The 18,687-nt window shown below is 60.4% G+C and carries 17 protein-coding genes and 2 pseudogenes; 11 read left to right on the top strand and 8 right to left on the bottom strand.

Annotated elements, in window-relative coordinates:
* Window positions 1-301 precede the first annotated feature (301 nt).
* Together CAG47_RS22410 and CAG47_RS22405 are read right to left on the bottom strand one after the other, a co-directional pair.
* Window positions 302-1,795: a CoA-acylating methylmalonate-semialdehyde dehydrogenase gene (locus tag CAG47_RS22410; protein ID WP_085727505.1), complete on the bottom strand. Its 1,494-nt coding sequence runs from the start codon at window positions 1,793-1,795 to the stop codon at window positions 302-304.
* Between the two features lie 74 nt (window positions 1,796-1,869).
* Window positions 1,870-3,219, bottom strand: a complete 1,350-nt coding sequence (locus CAG47_RS22405) for an aspartate aminotransferase family protein (RefSeq protein WP_085727503.1) — start codon at window positions 3,217-3,219, stop codon at window positions 1,870-1,872.
* A 138-nt stretch (window positions 3,220-3,357) separates the two neighbouring features.
* Between CAG47_RS22405 and CAG47_RS22400 the strand changes: the two genes are divergently transcribed.
* From CAG47_RS22400 to CAG47_RS22375, 5 genes are all read left to right on the top strand, one after another.
* Window positions 3,358-4,278, top strand: a complete 921-nt coding sequence (locus tag CAG47_RS22400) for a LysR family transcriptional regulator (protein WP_007971880.1) — start codon at window positions 3,358-3,360, stop codon at window positions 4,276-4,278.
* Window positions 4,279-4,383: 105 nt separating this feature from the next.
* Window positions 4,384-5,034 (top strand): TetR/AcrR family transcriptional regulator, encoded by a 651-nt coding sequence (locus CAG47_RS22395; protein WP_085727501.1) that lies wholly within the window; start codon window positions 4,384-4,386, stop codon window positions 5,032-5,034.
* Window positions 5,035-5,052: 18 nt separating this feature from the next.
* On the top strand, window positions 5,053-5,634 hold the full coding sequence (locus CAG47_RS22390; RefSeq protein ID WP_085727499.1) for a YigZ family protein: 582 nt from the start codon (window positions 5,053-5,055) through the stop codon (window positions 5,632-5,634).
* A 732-nt stretch (window positions 5,635-6,366) separates the two neighbouring features.
* Window positions 6,367-7,056 (top strand): SDR family oxidoreductase, encoded by a 690-nt coding sequence (locus CAG47_RS22380; protein WP_085727497.1) that lies wholly within the window; start codon window positions 6,367-6,369, stop codon window positions 7,054-7,056.
* Window positions 7,057-7,304: 248 nt separating this feature from the next.
* Window positions 7,305-8,663, top strand: a complete 1,359-nt coding sequence (locus CAG47_RS22375) for an 8-oxoguanine deaminase (RefSeq protein WP_085727495.1) — start codon at window positions 7,305-7,307, stop codon at window positions 8,661-8,663.
* A 216-nt stretch (window positions 8,664-8,879) separates the two neighbouring features.
* On the opposite strand, the gene CAG47_RS28780 is transcribed toward CAG47_RS22375, so the two are convergent.
* Window positions 8,880-9,020 carry a hypothetical protein gene (locus CAG47_RS28780; RefSeq protein WP_177409055.1) on the bottom strand — a complete coding sequence of 47 codons (141 nt, stop codon included), beginning with the start codon at window positions 9,018-9,020 and terminating at the stop codon, window positions 8,880-8,882.
* Window positions 9,021-9,393: 373 nt separating this feature from the next.
* On the opposite strand from CAG47_RS28780, the pseudogene CAG47_RS22370 reads away from it, so the two are divergent.
* Window positions 9,394-9,687: pseudogene (locus tag CAG47_RS22370) on the top strand (BMP family ABC transporter substrate-binding protein); the annotation flags it as partial.
* An 85-nt stretch (window positions 9,688-9,772) separates the two neighbouring features.
* Window positions 9,773-10,726 carry an adenosine deaminase gene (locus CAG47_RS22365; protein ID WP_085727493.1) on the top strand — a complete coding sequence of 318 codons (954 nt, stop codon included), beginning with the start codon at window positions 9,773-9,775 and terminating at the stop codon, window positions 10,724-10,726.
* 54 nt (window positions 10,727-10,780) lie between these two features.
* Here CAG47_RS22365 and CAG47_RS22360 read toward each other — a convergent pair whose 3' ends face one another.
* Entirely contained in the window at window positions 10,781-11,515 is a 735-nt protein-coding gene (locus tag CAG47_RS22360; RefSeq protein ID WP_085727491.1) for a helix-turn-helix transcriptional regulator, read from the bottom strand.
* Window positions 11,516-11,833: 318 nt separating this feature from the next.
* A pseudogene (locus CAG47_RS22355) lies at window positions 11,834-12,181 on the bottom strand (LysR family transcriptional regulator); the annotation flags it as partial.
* A gap of 266 nt (window positions 12,182-12,447) precedes the next feature.
* Between CAG47_RS22355 and CAG47_RS28775 the strand changes: the two are divergent.
* On the top strand, window positions 12,448-12,621 hold the full coding sequence (locus tag CAG47_RS28775; RefSeq protein WP_177409060.1) for a hypothetical protein: 174 nt from the start codon (window positions 12,448-12,450) through the stop codon (window positions 12,619-12,621).
* Window positions 12,622-12,629: 8 nt separating this feature from the next.
* On the opposite strand, the gene CAG47_RS22350 is transcribed toward CAG47_RS28775, so the two are convergent.
* Both CAG47_RS22350 and CAG47_RS22345 read right to left on the bottom strand, forming a co-directional pair.
* Entirely contained in the window at window positions 12,630-13,826 is a 1,197-nt protein-coding gene (locus tag CAG47_RS22350; protein WP_085727489.1) for a multidrug effflux MFS transporter, read from the bottom strand.
* A gap of 90 nt (window positions 13,827-13,916) precedes the next feature.
* A complete protein-coding gene (locus CAG47_RS22345) occupies window positions 13,917-14,114 on the bottom strand; it encodes a heavy-metal-associated domain-containing protein (protein ID WP_085727487.1) in 198 nt (65 codons plus the stop codon).
* A 148-nt stretch (window positions 14,115-14,262) separates the two neighbouring features.
* Between CAG47_RS22345 and CAG47_RS22340 the strand changes: the two genes are divergently transcribed.
* From CAG47_RS22340 to cueR, 3 genes are all read left to right on the top strand, one after another.
* On the top strand, window positions 14,263-14,646 hold the full coding sequence (locus tag CAG47_RS22340; protein ID WP_085727485.1) for a hypothetical protein: 384 nt from the start codon (window positions 14,263-14,265) through the stop codon (window positions 14,644-14,646).
* A gap of 87 nt (window positions 14,647-14,733) precedes the next feature.
* On the top strand, window positions 14,734-17,127 hold the full coding sequence (locus CAG47_RS22335; protein ID WP_085727483.1) for a heavy metal translocating P-type ATPase: 2,394 nt from the start codon (window positions 14,734-14,736) through the stop codon (window positions 17,125-17,127).
* Complete coding sequence (cueR, locus tag CAG47_RS22330; protein ID WP_085727481.1) at window positions 17,124-17,537, top strand: Cu(I)-responsive transcriptional regulator; 414 nt, start codon at window positions 17,124-17,126, stop codon at window positions 17,535-17,537. The genes CAG47_RS22335 and cueR overlap by 4 nt, the downstream gene beginning before the upstream one ends.
* Window positions 17,538-17,717: 180 nt before the next feature.
* Here cueR and CAG47_RS22325 read toward each other — a convergent pair whose 3' ends face one another.
* The gene (locus tag CAG47_RS22325; RefSeq protein WP_085727479.1) at window positions 17,718-18,611 is read right to left on the bottom strand and encodes a PA4780 family RIO1-like protein kinase; all 894 of its coding nucleotides are present in this window, start codon (window positions 18,609-18,611) and stop codon (window positions 17,718-17,720) included.
* Window positions 18,612-18,687 lie beyond the last annotated feature (76 nt).

Genomic DNA, 18,687 nt, shown 5'->3' with positions numbered 1-18,687 from the left:
AACCACTTGCGCTTCAGATCTCTCGTCAGCGGGAGGCGAATTCTACAGCGTTACTCGCTGCTGTCAACACCTCTTTTTCAACTCCCTGGCGGCTTCGATGAACTGAAGCAACCTGCTGTCAAAACTGCGTAACTCGTTGTTTATCAAGGAGTTTTCCGTTTCGACCGCGCCGGAAGTGGGGCGAATTATAGACATCTGAAATCTGCCGTCAACAGCTATTTTCACAATTCTGTCATATTGGTCAAAAAACCCCGAAAACAAAAAGGCCGATCCAATGGATCGGCCTTTAACGCCCTTTTACTTACAGGCTCGGGAAGGCGAACTGCGAAGCTTCATGGCTCGCACGCTGCGGCCAGCGCTGGGTGATGGCTTTGCGGCGGGTGTAGAAACGCACGCCATCCGGGCCATAGGCATGCAGGTCGCCGAACAGCGAACGCTTCCAGCCGCCAAAGCTGTGGTACGCGACAGGCACCGGCAGCGGTACGTTGACGCCGACCATGCCGACTTCGATCTCATCGCAGAACAACCGCGCCGCTTCACCGTCACGGGTGAAGATGCAGGTGCCGTTGCCATATTCGTGATCGTTGATCAGTTGCATGGCTTCTTCCAGGCTGTTGACCCGCACAACGCACAGTACCGGCCCGAAGATCTCTTCTTTATAGATACGCATCTCTGGCGTGACGTTGTCGAACAGGCAACCACCCAGGAAGAAACCCTCCTCGTGACCCGCGACGGTCAGGCCACGGCCATCCACCACCAGCGTCGCGCCGGCTGCTACGCCGTCATCTACATAACCGCTGACCTTGTCGCGTGCCTGGCCAGTCACCAGAGGCCCCATGTCCAGACCGCAAGAAGTACCGGCACCGATTTTCAGCGCCTGGATTTGCGGCACCAGTTTGGCCACCAGGGCATCCGCTACCTGATCACCCACGCACACGGCCACCGAGATCGCCATGCAACGCTCGCCGCAAGAACCGTAGGCTGCGCCCATCAGTGCGCTCACCGCGTTATCCAGGTCAGCATCCGGCATCAGCACGGCGTGGTTCTTCGCACCGCCCAACGCCTGGACACGCTTGCCGCGCTTGGTGCCTTCGGAGTAGATGTATTCGGCAATCGGCGTCGAACCGACGAAGCTCAGCGCCTTGACTTCCGGCGCCTCGATCAACGCATCCACCGCCGTCTTGTCACCGTGCACCACGCTCAGTACGCCTTTAGGCAAACCGGCCTCCAGCAGCAACTGGGCAATCAGCAGTGTCGAGCTTGGATCGCGCTCGGACGGCTTGAGGATGAAGCAATTGCCGCAGACGATCGCCAGCGGGTACATCCACAGCGGCACCATGGCCGGGAAGTTGAACGGCGTGATACCGGCAACCACGCCCAGCGGCTGGAAGTCAGACCAGGCATCGATGTTCGGGCCGACGTTACGGCTGTACTCGCCCTTGAGGATTTCCGGAGCCGCGCAAGCGAACTCGACGTTCTCGATACCGCGCTTGAGTTCACCGGCAGCATCTTCCAGGGTCTTGCCGTGTTCTTCGCTGATCAATTGCGAGATACGCGCTTCGTTCTGCTCCAACAGTTGCTTGAAGCGGAACATCACCTGGGCGCGCTTGGCCGGCGGCGTGTTGCGCCAGGCCGGGAATGCAGCCTTGGCGGCGTCGATAGCGCTCTGGATGGTTTCGCGGGTCGCCAGCGGCAACTTGTGAATCGCCTGGCCGGTAGACGGGTTGAACACATCAACCGCGCGACCGTTCTCGGTCACCAGTTCGCCATTGATCAAATGCGGAATAACGCTCATGGAAGCTCCTGAAAAGTTGTCCACAGGCACCCTGTACCGGGTGCCTGCTGTTGATAGGTATATAGAAGGAGAAATCAGTCGATCTTGTTCAGCACTTCGCCGACCGCGTCGAACAGACGATCCAGGTCCTGCGGCTTGCTGTTGAAGGTTGGGCCGAACTGCAGGGTGTCGCCGCCGAAGCGTACGTAGAACCCGGCTTTCCACAGCGCCATGCCCGCTTCGAACGGACGCACGATCGCGTCGCCGTCACGTGGAGCGATCTGGATCGCGCCAGCCAGGCCGTAGTTGCGGATGTCGATGATGTTCTTGGTGCCTTTGAGGCCGTGCAGCGCATTTTCGAAATGCGGTGCGACTTCGGCCACGCTCTGTACCAGGTTTTCCTTTTGCAGCAGGTCGAGTGCCGCCAGGCCTGCGGCGCAAGCTACCGGGTGGGCCGAATAGGTGTAGCCATGGGGGAATTCAACCGCGTACTCAGGGGTCGGCTGATTCATGAAGGTCTGGTAGATCTCGGAGCTGGCAATCACCGCGCCCATCGGGATCGCACCGTTGGTGACTTGCTTGGCGATGCACATCAGGTCCGGGGTCACACCGAAGGTGGTCGCGCCGAACATGGTGCCGGTACGACCGAAACCGGTGATCACCTCGTCGAACACCAACAGGATATTGTGCTGATCGCAGATTTCACGCAGACGCTTGAGGTAACCCTGTGGAGGAACCAGCACGCCAGCGGAACCGGCCAATGGCTCGACGAACACCGCCGCGATGTTCGACGCATCGTGCAGTTCGATCAGCTTCAACAGTTCGTCAGCCAGTGCAATACCACCCTGCTCCGGCATGCCACGGGAGAAAGCGTTGCTTGCCAGCAAGGTGTGCGGCAGGTGGTCGACATCCATCATCGCCTGACCGAACAGTTTACGGTTGCCGTTCACGCCACCGAGGCTGGTGCCGGCGATGTTCACACCATGGTAACCACGGGCACGGCCGATCATTTTGGTCTTGGTCGACTGGCCTTTCAGGCGCCAGTAGGCACGGACCATCTTCACGGCGGTGTCAGCACACTCGGAGCCGGAGTCGGTAAAGAACACATGGTTCAGGTTGCCCGGGGTCAGCTCGGTGATTTTCTCAGCCAGCTTGAAAGATAGAGGATGGCCGTACTGGAAGCCTGGCGAGTAATCGAGGGTGCCCAGTTGCCTGGTGACCGCTTCCTGGATTTCCTTGCGGGTGTGTCCGGCGCCGCAGGTCCACAGACCGGACAGCGAGTCATACACCTTGCGGCCCTTGTCGTCGATCAGCCAGCTGCCTTCGGCGCCAACGATCAGCCGTGGATCGCGCTGGAAGTTACGGTTGGCGGTGTAGGGCATCCAGTGAGCATCGAGCTTCAGTTGGCTGGCCAGGTCAGTCGGGGCGTTTTCAGGCAAGTTCATGGGCAAAACCTCGCAAGGCAGTAAGCGGCGTAAGGATTGAAAACCGTTGTTGCAGCTAAATTGCCACGGGGATAAAGTCGGTGAAATCCAACTTTTCTAATGTTCAGTCTGCCAACTACTAAACTTTGAGCAACCCGCATGAGCACTCGCCGTCCCGATCCGCTGGCCCAGGTCAGCGACTTTGATATTCGTCTGCTGCGGATATTCCGTAGCGTGGTGGAATGCGGTGGCTTCTCCGCAGCGGAAACCGTGCTGGGCATCGGCCGCTCGGCGATCAGCCAGCAGATGAGCGATCTGGAACAACGCCTCGGTCTGCGCCTTTGCCAACGTGGACGCGCCGGTTTTTCCCTGACCGAAGAAGGCCGCGAGGTCTATCAATCGGCGTTGCAACTGTTGAGTGCACTGGAAAGCTTCCGTACCGAGGTCAACGGCCTGCACCAGCACTTGCGCGGCGAATTGATCATTGGCTTGACGGACAACCTGGTCACCCTGCCCCACATGCGCATCACCCATGCTCTCGCGCAATTGAAAGAGCGCGGCCCGGATGTGCAGATCCAGATCCGCATGATCGCGCCCAATGAAGTCGAACAAGGCGTACTGGACGGCCGCCTGCACGTCGGCGTGGTGCCGCAGGCCAGCGCACTGTCGGGGCTGGAGTATCAACCGCTGTACAGCGAGCGGTCGCTGTTGTACTGCGCAGTCGGCCACCCGCTGTTTTATGTCGACGATAAACAACTGGACGACGAACGCCTGAACAGCCAGGACGCCATCGCGCCCACCTTCCGTTTGCCGGCCGAGATCCAGGCCCACTACCAGGCGCTCAACTGCACCGCCAGCGCCTCGGACCGCGAAGGCATGGCCTTCCTGATCCTGACCGGGCGATACATCGGTTATCTGCCTGATCACTACGCGAGTCTTTGGGTACAGCAGGGCCGGTTGCGAGCGTTGAAAGCGAAAACGCGTTTCTATGACCTCAGCCTGGCGTCGGTCACACGCAAGGGTCGTCGACCCCATCTGGTGCTTGAGAGTTTTCTAGAGAGCCTGGCCGCGACGCGTTGAAAACTGTGGGAGCCGAGTCAGGTTTTATTGTGTGAGGTCTTGTCTGAAGCCGGTGGGTACGTTATCAACGCACTGGCCGTCCCACCCACCAGTTCGGAAGTGCTCATGACCTTTGAAGTCCCAGCCCACGGCGGCAAACCCGTCAGCCGCATTCGTCAGAAAAACGAAGAGACCATCATCAAAGCCGCCGAAGACGAGTTTGCCCGTCACGGGTACAAAGGCACCAGCATGAACACCATCGCCCAGAATGCCGGGTTGCCCAAGGCAAACCTGCATTACTACTTCACCAACAAGCTCGGTTTGTACGTGGCGGTGCTGAGCAACATCATCGAACTGTGGGACAGCACCTTCAACACCCTCACCGCCGAAGACGATCCGAGCGAAGCCTTGACCCGCTACATCCGCGCAAAAATGGAGTTCTCACGGCGCCAGCCACAAGCCTCGCGGATATTTGCCATGGAAGTCATCAGCGGCGGCGAGTGTCTGACCGAGTACTTCAACCAGGATTACCGTGCCTGGTTCCAGGGGCGCGCGGGCGTGTTCCAGGCCTGGATCGACGCCGGTAAAATGGACCCGGTCGATCCGGTTCACCTGATCTTCCTGTTGTGGGGCAGTACCCAGCACTATGCCGACTTCGCCACGCAGATCTGCCGCGTCACCGGGCGTACCCGGTTGACCAGGCAGGACATGGAAGACGCCGGGGACAATCTGATCCGTATCATTCTCAAGGGCTGCGGCCTGAAACCTGCCATCTAATTAGCCATTCAGGAACGTATGCCATTTACCCTCAGCGGTTTTTGCGAATACCGCGAAGAGATTCGCAAAAGCCGCTTCATCACCTTCGCGGCACCGATTGCCAGCCCGGCCGAGGCCCAGGCGTTTATCGAACAGCACAGTGACTTGAATGCCTCGCACAACTGCTGGGCGTGGAAGCTCGGCGATCAGTACCGCAGCACCGATGATGGCGAGCCCGGTGGTACAGCTGGCCGGCCGATTCTTGCAGCGATCGAGGCGCAGGATTGCGATCAGGTCGCGGTACTGGTGATTCGCTGGTATGGCGGCATTCAGCTGGGCACCGGTGGCCTCGCCCGCGCCTATGGCGGAGGAGCGAACAAGTGCCTGCAAGCGGCACCGAAGCTTGAGTTGATCAGCCGGGTAGCGCTGCGATGCGCTTGCGGATTTGCCGAGCTGGCCTTGGTCAAGCTGCGGGTGACGGAGGCCGGTGGATTGGTTGTGGACGAAAACTTCACCGCCAATGGTGTCGAGTTGCAGTTGGCCGTAGGCGATGCGCAGATCGCCACCTTGCAGTCACAACTGGCCGACTTGAGTCGCGGGCGCATTTTGCTGCAGCGCTGAATGACGTCAATGCAAGCTGCAATCTTTTGGGACACGCCGCGTTTTCCACTTATTCCATATTTGCCCACATCTACTGTGCACCCGGTTGTGGATAACCTGAGCACATACTGCTGTAGCCCTTTTGTCATGCGGCTTTGCGAACTTTGCTCAATTTTCGTCCAATCTGCCATCACGCACATCAAATTCAAATAAAAACAAACAGTTACAACGGTTTAGTACCTTTAGAAGAAAGCCACCCGGTGCTTATGCCCGCGCCTTGAGCTTGCACACAAATACTGTGGAGCAATCTGTGGATAACCCGTTCATGGCCTTCGCCGCACCACGTACGACATGGCTCGTGGCCCATTGCTCATTTTTTGACCAAAGTCGCACGGGCAAATTCAACGCCTGACTCACCCCCGTCAACAGCCCGTGCAACGCCGTAAAACTCCATGGCGTGACAAACGCCATCGTCACGAACAAGTCATGCCAGGCACTACCCTGCACCAACCGGCGATATTACGCTGTAGTCCACATCGTCATTGCTCCATCAATTCAGGGAGCAACAAGGCTAAAGCCTGGAGTATGCTCCAGGGTCAAGCCCCCTCGAGACGTCATGATGCGCATCGGTGAATTAGCCCAGGCCAGCGCCATCAGTCACGACACTCTGCGAACTGCGCGCTGAGTTGCAACAACGGCTCGGGCAACAGTGTCCATTGAATCCCAGACTCTGAATTTTCAAGGAAGCCAATCATGTCCAAGGCAAAAACCGCACTCATCATCGGCGCGTCCCGGGGGCTTGGCCTCGGGCTGGTCAAAACCCTGCTGGCCGACGGCTGGCAAGTCACCGCCACCGTACGCGATCCGCAAAAGGCCGAAGCCTTGCAGAGCCTGGGCAAGGTGCGGATCGAAAAGCTCGATATGGACGATCAACAAGCCGTCATCGCCCTGGCGCAACGACTCAGGGGCGAGGTGTTTGATCTGTTGTTCGTCAATGCCGGGGTCAAAGGGCCGGATGTCCAGACACCGAACGGTGGTGCGACGATGGCTGAAGTCGGTCAATTGTTTTTCACCAACGCCGTGGCGCCGATCAACCTGGCCGAGCATTTTGTCGAGCAACTGCGCCCGGACACCGGCGTGCTGGCGTTCATGAGCTCGGTGCTGGGCAGCGTGACCATGCCCGATGCACCGGAACTGGCACTGTACAAGGCCAGCAAGGCGGCGCTCAATTCCATGACCAACAGCTTCGTCACTCAGTTGGGAGAAACCTCTCTCACCGTGCTGTCGCTGCACCCGGGCTGGGTGAAAACCGACATGGGCGGTGAAGGCGCGGACATCGATGTCGACACCAGCACCCGCGGCCTGGTTGATCAGGTGAATGCGTACGTCGGCAAGGGCGGGCATCATTTCATCAATTACCGGGGTGAAACCATTCCCTGGTAACCCCCCCCGGTCCTCTGTAGGAGCCAGCCTGCTGGCGATGGTGTATCAGTTACATCGACGTCGACTGACACAACATCGCCAGCAGGCTGGCTCCTACAGGGTTTTGCACCTGCCTGTCAGGCCGGGCTTGCCCCTGGCGGCGTTTTGATCGACACTTCGCACCTCGCCTCCCCGGCGAACCTGGATCAGCAGACAGGGCAACACTGAGCTGGCAACCCTGAACCCAACTTTCAGAGGAGCCGGCCAACATGCCTGCGACCCGTACCTGGTTAAAAAATCCCCTCGCCATTTTCACGGCCAACGGTCTCGATGCCCGTGGCGGTCTGGTGCTGCAAGACGGTTTGATCGTCGAAGTACTCGGCGCCGGCCAGCAACCCTGCGCACCGTGCAATGAAGTGTTCGATGCCCACGAACATGTGATCCTGCCGGGGCTGATCAACACCCATCACCACTTCTATCAGACACTGACCCGCGCCTGGGCGCCGGTGGTCAATCAGCCGCTGTTCCCGTGGCTGAAAACCCTGTACCCGGTCTGGGCCCGCCTTACTCCGGAAAAACTCGCCCTGGCCACCAAAGTCGCGCTGGCTGAACTGCTGCTGTCCGGTTGCACCACCGCGGCCGACCACCACTATCTGTTTCCAGAAGGCCTGGAAAACGCGATTGACGTGCAAGTCGAAAGCGTTCGCGCACTGGGCATGCGCGCCATGCTGACCCGCGGCTCCATGAGCCTTGGCGAAAAGGACGGTGGCCTGCCGCCGCAACAGACTGTGCAGGAAGGTGAAGTGATCCTCGCCGACAGCCAGCGGCTGATCGCCGAGTACCACGAACGTGGTGAAGGCGCGCAAATCCAGATAGCCCTGGCACCTTGCTCGCCGTTCTCGGTGACCCCGCAAATCATGTCGGCCAGCGCCGAACTGGCGAAGGAACTTGACGTGCGCCTGCACACCCACCTGGCGGAAACCCTCGACGAAGAAGATTTCTGCCTGCAACGCTTCGGCCTGCGTACCGTGGACTATCTGGACAGTGTCGGCTGGCTCGGTCCGCGCACGTGGCTGGCCCATGGCATTCACTTCAACCCGGACGAAATCGCCCGCCTCGGTGCCGCCGGGACCGGTATTTGCCATTGCCCGAGTTCGAACATGCGCCTGGCCTCGGGTATCTGCCCGAGCATCGAGTTGACCGATGCCGGTGCCTTGCTTGGCTTGGGCGTGGACGGTTCGGCATCCAACGATGCTTCGAACATGATGCTCGAAGCGCGTCAGGCGTTGTACATCCAGCGTCTGCGTTACGGCGCCGAGAAGATCACCCCGGAGCGTGTACTCGGCTGGGCCACCAAAGGCTCGGCCAGTCTGTTGGGACGTACCGATATCGGTGAATTGGCGGTGGGCAAGCAGGCCGACCTGGCCCTGTTCAAACTGGATGAACTGCGTTTTTCCGGCAGTCACGATCCGGTCTCGGCATTGCTGCTGTGCGGTGCCGATCGCGCGGACCGAGTGATGGTCGGCGGCCAGTGGCGGGTGATCGATGGTCAGGTCGAAGGGCTGGACCTGAAGGGCTTGATTGCAGATCACAGCCAGGCGGCGCGGCAGTTGATTGCAGGCGTCTGATACACCCGTTAAAACTGTAGGAGCGGGTGCCCGCTTGCGGCAGGCTCGCGATGACGGAGTGTCAGCTTACCAATTGGTGTCTGACACACCGCTATCGCGAGCAGGCTCGCTCCTACAGTGCTTTTGCGGTGGTTTCAAAGTCCGAGCAACGACAACATGATGAACGTCGCAAACTACACGAAGTGAGTCATGCCTTAGATGGCGTTGGTTTCGCCGTCATTGAGGTTGATCGCGCTGACAATCAGCGTGAGGAAAACCATCACCGTCTGCATGCGGTTGGCCAATGCCGCGCAACGCGGTCAGCGCGGCAATCAACGCCAAAAGCAGGAAATTTTCTTGCTTGAGGGTGGTGAGCATGGCCAGCCTTTGTCGCGAGCGGTGCCGATGAGCTACTGACTGCGGGATGGCGCTAACGGTTCGTTTACCTTGGCGCACCAGACAGTGGCAGCTGTGCAAAGCCATGCACATTTATCGACCCGGCCGGCCTCATCGCGCAGTGCTTTTGTGGGAGCGAGCCTGCTCGCGATGGTCGTTACGCGAACTCAAGCCGTTTGTTGTCATGTTGGTCAGCGGTTTGCATTGCCCTGTGCAAGCCCGAGAACTCGGCCAGCCTCACAACAAAATGGAGTTCAAATTCATGCACAAACGTCCATTGGCGAAGCTGCTTTGCGCCGTTGCGGTGGCCATCGGTTTGAGCGCCAGCCTGACGACCTTAACCGCCGCCCCGCTGAAAGTCGGCTACGTCGCCTCATTCCCGATCCCGGAAGTAATTCGCGACATCAACGCCATCCAACTGATCCTGAACAAATACAACCCCGGCACCGAGATCAAGGTGGTGTGGATCAACTCCTGGTTCGACCCAGGCAAGGAAGCGGATGCCACAAACGCGTTGATCGACCAGGGTGTGGACCTGGTGTTCAAGCACACCGACAACCCGGCGCCGATCCAGGCCGCCGAACGTCGCGGTTTGTATGCGGTGGGCTACGCTTCGGACATGGCGCACTTCGGCCCGAAGGCAGCGATGTGATGAACCGCCTGGTCAGGTTTTGCCAATTGTTGCGGCAACCCTCTGTAGAATGGCGCCCATTGCACCTGATGAGAAAAGAATCATGTACGACTGGCTGAACGCCCTGCCCAAGGCAGAACTGCACCTGCACCTGGAAGGCTCGCTGGAACCCGAGCTGTTGTTCACCCTGGCCGAGCGCAACAAGATTGCCTTGCCCTGGAGCGACGTCGAAACCTTGCGCAAGGCGTATGCCTTCAACAACCTGCAGGAGTTCCTCGACCTGTATTACCGGGGCGCCGATGTACTGCGTACATCACAGGATTTCTATGACCTGACCTGGGCATACCTGCTGCGCTGCAAAGAGCAGAACGTGATTCACACCGAACCGTTCTTCGACCCGCAGACCCACACCGACCGTGGCATCCCGTTCGAAGTCGTACTGAACGGCATCGCCGCCGCGCTGAAGGATGGCGAACAGCAACTGGGCATCACCAGTGGTTTGATCCTGAGCTTCCTGCGCCATCTGAGCGAAGACGAAGCACAGAAAACCCTCGATCAGGCGCTGCCGTTCCGCGATGCCTTTGTCGCCGTGGGCCTGGACAGCTCCGAGATGGGTCACCCGCCGAGCAAGTTCCAGCGCGTGTTCGACCGTGCCCGTCACGAAGGCTTCCTGACCGTCGCCCACGCCGGTGAGGAAGGCCCGCCCGAGTACATCTGGGAAGCCATCGACCTGCTGAAGATCCAGCGCATCGACCATGGCGTGCGCGCCATCGAAGACGAACGCCTGATGCAGCGAATCATCGACGAACAGATCCCGCTGACCGTGTGCCCGCTGTCGAACACCAAACTTTGCGTGTTCGATCATATGTCGCAGCACAACATTCTCGACATGCTGGAACGTGGTGTGAAAGTGACGGTGAACTCCGATGACCCGGCGTACTTCGGCGGTTATGTCACCGAGAACTTCCATGCGCTGTACACCCACCTGGGCATGACCCAGGACCAGGCCAAACGCCTGGCGCAAAACAGCCTCGATGCGCGGTTGGTGAAGCCGTAAGGTTCGACGCCCAGGACCGGCGGGAGCGAGTGCGCTCGCTCCCGCAATGGTGCATTAAAGCGCCATTTCCAACTCGGCCTCCTGGGCAAAGCGATGGATCTCGCGTTGCCCGGAGGCTGTAACCTGCAAGGTTCGGGAGTCGTTGGGCAGGGTCAGCCATCCCGATTGCATGAACAGTTGCAACAATGCCGCGCCCAGTGAGCCGCCCATGTGCGGGCGTCTTTCGCTCCAGTCCGGGCAGGCGCAGGCCACCTTTGCGTTGCGATTGGCCAGGGCCTGGATGAACACGCCACGTGCCGCCAACTCCGTCGCGCCCTTGAGCGTGACCGTGACCCGCTGATCGGAATGCTCGATCCAGCCTGCCTCCAGCAGTCGCTGATACAGATCGGCCGACAGGGTGCCTCCCAGGTGATCGTCACATAGTCGGGCACTCAGCAATGACGAACGCACCGCCCGGGGTTTGACCAGAGGTGCATTGCGCTTGAAGACGTCCGGAATATCCTGGGGTGCGCTGGCGAAGGTCGCGCTGGCCAGCGCTTCGATTGCCGCCCCGACCTCGGGAGCGGCCAGGCGGAAAAAGCGTTTGCGGCCACGGTTTTCAACCCTCAGCAGACCTCCAGCGGACAAACGTCCCAGGTGTGCACTGGCCGAAGACGGTGACAGGCCGGCCAGCAATGCCAACTCTTCGGTTGCTCGCGCCGAACCATCCATCAAGGCCCACATCATTGCGCTGCGCTTTGGGTCAGCCAGCAATGTGGCGATCTGGCTGATGCAAGGTGCATGTTCCATGTATTCACTCCCTGTTGAATCATTTCGTCTACTGCCCAGAGACAACTTGACCAGTAATGTGTCGTCGGCCGATCCGCGCAAACTGCCATAACCCCGGCAACGCCTTGCTCACACATTGGAGCGCTGCCAGGCCCGATGCCGCGAAGGCCAGAAGAATGACCGTACAACCGGGCCGGCTCGAACGTGGACCCGCCATTGGGGATCGACGCTACTTGCATGATGCGGGCGATAGTATATGCGGGTTGATCGCCGGATCCTGTCCTCTGCCCGGCATAGGTGTTGATTGTTCCTGAGGGAAATTTCTCTTTTTCCGTGCGACTAATGAGCGGTATCCGAAAAGCCCGGAAATTGACTGCTCAAAAAGGTGCATCGACTGACAAGCATTTCGCGCGACAGGTTTACCGGCTTACTCAATTGCGCGCGATGGGCGCACAGCAGATTCAACGGTGCGCGCTCACAAAGCAGTTCCGGGATCAACACCTTCAAGCGGCCGGCCAGTACATCGGCGGCGACATCGAGCCAGGATTTGCAAGCGATCCCGGCACCGGCCACGGCCCAAAGGCGCACGACATCGGCATCGTCACTGAAGCGATCACCGCTGACGGTCAGGCTGACTTCGCGTTTGCCGTCTTGAAAACTCCAGTGATCGTGGACCCTGCTGGAAAGCGGCAAGGGCAAGGGCAAGATCGTTCTGGAAGGGTTCTGAAGCGCTGAAAAAAGCCATCGCTTTTTGCATGTTTCCCGGCGGCGGCCTGGCAGTTCCGGTCGCCGACAACCCCTGTGAGCGCCATCGGAAATCCATGATGTTTTTAGTTACAAACCGTCAGTCTGACAGTTGACCCATGTCACAATCGTGCTCGTTTTCAGGACTACAATCGAATCTTCTGCGAGGCAATCTTTTGCGTAACGTCTTTTACGAGAGGTGATCGGCTATGAAGATCCTGATAAAAGAACTGGCAAAATCCCAGTGGCAAGTCCGTCTCGACCAACATGCCGTGACGTTCCGCAGCGAAGCAGAAGCTCGCGCCTTCACACGTACCCTCGAAGCCCGAATCCAGGCCCCTCACCAGATCCCCGTCCTCCTCCCGCACCGTGCAGTCGGCTGACCCCGGCCTCAAACCTGGGCTTGCGCCAGCGCCCGGGCATTTTGCAAACGCCGGGTGAGCATCGCCGTGCTCACCACCAGAACTCCACACAGGCTGATGACCATGGACATCGGCACGGCGCTGCCGTCGTGCAGCACGCCCACCAGTGCAGAGGCGCCGGCAGCCACGCTGAATTGCAGGCAACCGAGCAGCGCCGAAGCGCTGCCGGCCCGTGCCCCCTGCCCGCTCATCGCGCAGGCCGTGGCGTTGGGGCTGATGCAACCGAGGCTGGCGATACAGATGAACAAGGGAATCAGCAGCGGCCACAGTTGTGCCGGGTGTAGAGAACTGACCGCGAGAAGAGTCAAACCGGCTGCCAGGTAAACCCACACCGCGCGCGCCAGCAAGAAGGTCGGGCCACGCTTGGCCAGTAACCGCGCATTGACCTGCGCCACCAGAATGAAGCCCGCCGCGTTGGTGCCGAACAGCCAGCCGAAATGCTCGGCCGGAACACCGTAGAGCTTGATAATGATGAACGGCGAACCGGCGATGTAGGCAAACATCCCGGCGATGGCGATACCGCCGGTCAAGGCATGGCCGAGGAACACAGGGTCGGTCAACAACCGCCCGTATTGACGCAACGCACCCGACAGCGGTTGGCGCGGAATGTGGGCCGGCAAGCTTTCCGGCAATCCCGTCGCGACCGCCAGCCCCGCCAGCGCACTGAAACCTGTCAAGGCCAGGAAGATCGACTGCCAGCCTGTCGTGTTGACCAACAGCCCGCCGAGCAATGGCGCAAGGATAGGGGCAAGCCCCATCACCAGCATCAACTGCGAAAAGACTTTTGCCGACCCCACCGCATCACACTTGTCGCTGACCACCGCCCGGGAAATCACCATACCCGCGCAGCCACCCAACGCCTGTACGAAGCGCGCACCGATCAGCCATTCCAGGTTCGGCGCAAAGGCGCACGCCACGGAAGCGACGGAGAACAGACCGACACCCGCGAGCAACGGAATGCGTCGCCCGAAACGATCCGCCACCGGGCCATAAAGCAGTTGGCCGATGGACAAGCCGAGGAAGTAAGCCGCCAACGTCATCTGAACGTGATTTTCATCCGTCCCGAAAGCCAGGGCCATGGCCGGGAAGGCTGGCAGGTAGAAATCGATCGCCAGCGGACCGAAAGCGCTCAAGGCGCCGAGAATCAAAATGGTACGCAAGTTCATCAGGCATCCAGAGGGGCAGAAATCGGCAGGCCGACAGTCTAGCTCCCCATGGGTGCCTTGAACATTCCGGTAGCTCGCTAACTATCAAATTCAGGCCAGTTTGGCGCCGTAACCCTCCTCGCGGATCGCCTCGATCACTTGCTGGGCGGTCAGCGCACTTTCGACTCCAACCTCCCTCGCCGCGAGATCGACCCGCACACTGGCCGCCGGGTCTTTGGCCTGCACCGCCTGAGTGATGGTCTTGACGCAATGACCACAAGACATGCCTTCAACGTTGAACACTTGCATGGGATAGCTCCTTTTCCGAGGGTTGAGCCCAGTTTCGAGCTTGCCACCGTGGCAAGGTCAAGTTCTGGCGTTAACTGCCGGGCTGGCAATCGACGCCGGCCTCGGCCAAGCTGCGTCCATCAATGACTCGAACTCAGGAGATTCAGCCATGCGCTGGTCAGTTTTCAGCCTGTTTGGCTTTCTCAGCCTTTTCGCCGCCGTGCCTTCGGTCAATGCCGCCGGTCAGGATTATGGCGTGCTGATCATTTCCCGCGAGCGTCTGGAAGTCGCGACCAGTTGCGAAATCGGTGTGTATATCCAGGATCAACTGGCGGCACGGCTGTTTCAGGAACAAAGCACCTCGTTCAACCTGCCGCCGGGCAACGTCTCGCTGCGTCTCAAACTGCTGCCGGGCCAAGTGCCGGGTTGCAATCCGGGCATGCTCGCGCCGAGGTCGCAGGACATCCAGCTCAAGGCCGGGGATGTGCTCAAGTACCGGATCGCGATGACGCAGCAAGGGATGTACCTCAAGCGCGCCGGTCTGGGCTACTGATCGGTCGCTTGATCTGAAACATGGCACTTGACCTTGCCAGCATGGCAAGGTTGATCCTGTGGTCATCTACTACAGGGAGTGCGACCGATGTCCGAATCCACCACGTTCGACCTGCCGATTGCCGGCATGACCTGCGCCAGTTGCGCCGGGCGCGTCGAGCGCGCCTTGAGCAAAGTCATTGGCGCCAGCGCCGTCAGCGTCAACCTGGCCACTGAGCAGGCACGGGTCCAGGCGCCCAGCGACAGCTTGCCGGCCTTGATGGATGCCGTAGCCAAGGCCGGCTACAGCGTGCCGCAACAGAGCCTGGAATTGAGCATCGACGGCATGACCTGCGCGTCCTGCGTCGGTCGTGTCGAGCGCGCACTGGCCAAGGTGCCGGGGGTGAAAAGCGTCAGCGTCAACCTGGCCAACGAACGTGCCCACCTTGAACTGCTCGGCCAGGTCGACCCGCAAACCTTGATCGCGGCCGTGTCCAAGGCCGGTTACGCCGCCAGCACCTGGGAAGCCGAACACCCGTCAATCGACAACCAGAACCAGCGCCTGCATCGCGAACGCCTGGCCTTGATCATGGCCATCGCCCTCGCCTTGCCGCTGGTGTTGCCGATGCTGCTGCAACCCTTCGGCATACACTGGATGCTCCCGGCCTGGGCGCAATTCGCTTTGGCCACGCCCGTGCAATTCATCTTCGGCGCACGGTTTTACGTCGCCGCGTGGAAAGCCGTGCGCGCCGGCGCCGGCAACATGGATTTGCTGGTGGCCCTGGGCACCAGCGCCGGTTATGGCTTGAGCCTGTATGAATGGGCCACTGCCGCCGGGCGCATGCCGCATCTGTATTTCGAAGCCTCGGCGGTAGTGATCGCCCTGGTGTTGCTGGGCAAGTACCTGGAAAGCCGCGCCAAGCGCCAGACCGCCAGCGCCATCCGCGCCCTCGAAGCCTTGCGCCCGGAACGGGCGATCCGGGTGATCGATGGCCAGGAGCAAGACGTCGCCATCAGCGCCCTGCGCCTCGATGATCTGGTGTTGGTCAAGCCAGGCGAACGCTTCCCGGTGGACGGTGAAGTGATCGACGGCCAGAGCCACGCCGATGAAGCCCTGATCAGTGGCGAGAGCCTGCCGGTGCCCAAGCAGCCCGGTGACAAAGTCACCGGCGGCGCGATCAACGGTGAAGGCCGCTTGCTGGTGCGTACCCAGGCCCTGGGCGCGGAAACCGTGCTGGCGCGGATCATCCGTCTGGTGGAAGACGCCCAGGCGGCGAAAGCGCCGATCCAGAAACTGGTGGATAAAGTCAGCCAGGTGTTCGTGCCCACCGTCCTGCTGATTGCCCTGGCGACCCTGATCGGCTGGTGGCTGTATGGCGCGCCGATGGAAACGGCACTGATCAATGCGGTGGCGGTGCTGGTGATTGCCTGCCCTTGCGCATTGGGTCTGGCCACACCCACCGCGATCATGGCCGGCACTGGCGTGGCAGCACGCCACGGGATTTTGATCAAGGATGCCGAAGCACTGGAGCGCGCCCACGAAGTCAGCTCGGTGGTATTCGACAAGACCGGCACCCTGACCTCCGGCGCCCCGCGCATTGCTCATCTGAGTGCCATCGACGGCAATGAGGCAAGCCTGCTGCAATTGGCTGGCGCCCTGCAACGCGGCAGTGAGCACCCGCTGGCCAAGGCTGTTCTGGATGCCTGTAGCGAACGCCATTTGAAGGTCGCCGATGTCAGCGACAGCCAGTCCCTGACCGGTCGCGGCATCGCTGGCAGCCTCGAAGGGCGTCGCCTGGCGCTGGGCAACCGTCGCCTGCTGGAGGACAGCGGCTTGAACGCCGGACCCTTGGCCGACTCGGCGATCGCGTGGGAAAAAGAAGGCCGGACCTTGTCCTGGTTGATCGAACAATCTCCCGAACCACAAGTGCTGGGCCTGTTCGCCTTCGGTGACACCCTCAAGCCAGGCGCGCTGCAAGCGGTGCAGCGACTGAATGCACGGAACATCGGCAGCCACCTGCTGACCGGCGACAATCGCGGCAGCGCCAAAGTGGTCGCCGAAGCGCTGGGAATCCAGGATGTGCATGCCGAAGTACTGCCGGCAGACAAGGCCGCCACAGTCGCCGCACTGAAGGAAACCGGCGTGGTGGCAATGGTCGGCGACGGTATCAACGATGCCCCGGCACTGGCCGCCGCCGACATCGGCATCGCCATGGGCGGCGGCACCGACGTCGCCATGCACGCGGCCGGCATCACCCTGATGCGCGGCGATCCGCGGCTGGTGCCGGCCGCGCTGGAGATCAGCCGCAAGACCTACGCCAAGATTCGGCAGAACCTGTTCTGGGCCTTCGTCTACAACCTGATCGGCATTCCGCTGGCGATGTTGGGCGTGCTCAACCCAGTGCTGGCCGGTGCGGCCATGGCGTTGTCGAGCGTCAGCGTGGTGAGCAATGCGTTACTGTTGAAAACCTGGAAGCCCAAGGACCTGGAGGACAACCGATGAACATCGGCCAAGCGGCCCGCCACAGCGGCCTGAGCGCAAAGATGATCCGTTATTACGAATCCATCGGCTTGCTCAAGGCCGCCCATCGCACCGACAGCGGTTACCGGGTGTATGGCGATGACGACCTGCACACGCTGGCCTTCATCAAGCGCTCGCGGGACCTGGGGTTTTCCCTGGAGGAAGTCGGCAAGTTGCTGACCCTCTGGCAGGACCGCCAGCGCGCCAGCGCCGATGTCAAAGCCCTGGCCCGTCAGCATATCGATGAGTTGAACCAGAAGATCCGCGAGCTGGGGCAGTTGCGCGATACCTTGCAGGACCTGGTCGAGCACTGTCAGGGCGATCATCGGCCGGATTGCCCGATCCTGAAAAACCTGGAGTCGGGCTGCTGCACCACCCCGACTCATGCCTGATCCCTGTAGGAGCGAGCCTGCTCGCGATGGCGGTAGAACAGACAACATGGATGTTGAATGTAATGGCCTCATCGTCGGAGCGCCGCCCGGAGCAAGCTCGCTCCCACAGGCATTGTGTCTGCCACATTGAATCTGTAACCCACAAAAAACCCGGCCGAAGCCGGGTTTTTCTTTAACCGATCACTGCATCCATGGCGGAGGCGGTTCTTCGGCTTTGCCTGGCGGAGCATCGTCCGCCATGCGGGCCGCCTGCTTGCGTTCTTCATCCAGGCGCGCGGCCTCGATTTCGCGCATGATTCCACCCACGTCAGCCAACTTTTCCGAGTCGGCAAATTCGCCAGTCAGAACACTGCCCGGGTGCAAGGTGCCGGCCTCGTACAAGGCCCACATTTCCTTGGCGTATCGGGTCTTCTTCAACTCCGGGGCAAACCGCCCGAAGTAGGACGCCATGTTGCCAACGTCGCGCTCCAGCATGCTGAATGCGTGATTGTTGCCCGCTGCATCCACCGCTTGTGGCAGGTCGATGATCACCGGGCCGGTCGGCGCCAGCAGCACGTTGAACTCGGACAGGTCACCGTGCACCAGACCGGTACACAGCATCAGCACGATCTGGGAAATCAGATACGCGTGATACTCGCGGGCCTGGTCCGGCTCCAGCACCACATCGTTCAGGCGCGGCGCCGCATCACCGTACTCGTCGGCCACCAGTTCCATGAGCAGCACGCCTTCGAGGAAGTCGAACGGCCTGGGCACCCGCACACCGGCATTGGCCAGACGGAACAGCGCCGCCACTTCGGCGTTCTGCCAGGCCTCTTCGGATTCCTTGCGGCCAAACTTGGAGCCCTTGGCCATCGCACGGGCCTGACGGCTGTTGCGCACCTTGCGGCCTTCCTGATACTCGGCCGCCTGACGGAAACTTCGCTTGTTCGCCTCCTTGTAGACCTTCGCGCAACGTAACTCGTTGCCGCAGCGCACCACATAAACAGCTGCTTCTTTACCACTCATGAGTGGGCGCAGCACCTCGTCGACCAGACCGTCCTCGATCAGGGGTTCAATGCGTTTTGGAGTCTTCATCAGCTTTTATTGTGGGTCCTTTATTACCAAACACGCGAAAGTCATTCGTTATACGGCAATCCACCCACGGGGGGGA

The sequence above is a fragment of the Pseudomonas sp. R37(2017) genome (genome assembly GCF_002113375.1).
Classification (GTDB): domain Bacteria; phylum Pseudomonadota; class Gammaproteobacteria; order Pseudomonadales; family Pseudomonadaceae; genus Aquipseudomonas.
This window is presented reverse-complemented; position numbering and strand designations above follow the sequence as displayed.